Source organism: Salinimicrobium oceani (assembly GCF_012037645.1).
Window position 1 is genome coordinate 1 of record NZ_JAAVJR010000714.1, and the last position, 431, is coordinate 431.

The following is a 431-nucleotide window of genomic DNA, read 5'->3' on the forward strand; positions in this document are numbered from 1 at the left end:
TTGACGATTCGCATCTTTTGGAACAACGGGAGATCAAGGAATATTACTCTCAGCTTTCCGCAGCAGTAAGAAGATATCTGGACGGGGAAGTTTATGATCATGCCCTTGAAAGCACCACCAATGAGCTGATCGCTTACCTGGAGGCCGAAAGAGACAGAGGAAAACTGAAATTGGAGAACACCACCATCAGTAAATTAAAGATCATCCTTGAGCGTGCCGACCTCGCAAAATTCGCTAACACAAAACCCGATGTTTTTACGGCTAAGGAAGACCGGGCGAGCGTAGAAAATGTAATTAAAGATACCAAGGCGTCTATTCCGCAGCCAACAGAAGAGGAATTACTGGCAGATCAGGAATATCGGGAGCGGTTGGAAAGAAAAAGAAAGGTCAAAAAGATCATTTTTGGGATCCTGGCAGTAGTATTACTTATA

Annotated in this window: 1 pseudogene; it reads left to right on the plus strand. The window is 44.1% G+C overall.

Features of this window, described 5'->3' with window-relative positions:
* A pseudogene (locus tag HC175_RS19025) lies at positions 1-431 on the plus strand (DUF4381 domain-containing protein); the annotation flags it as partial.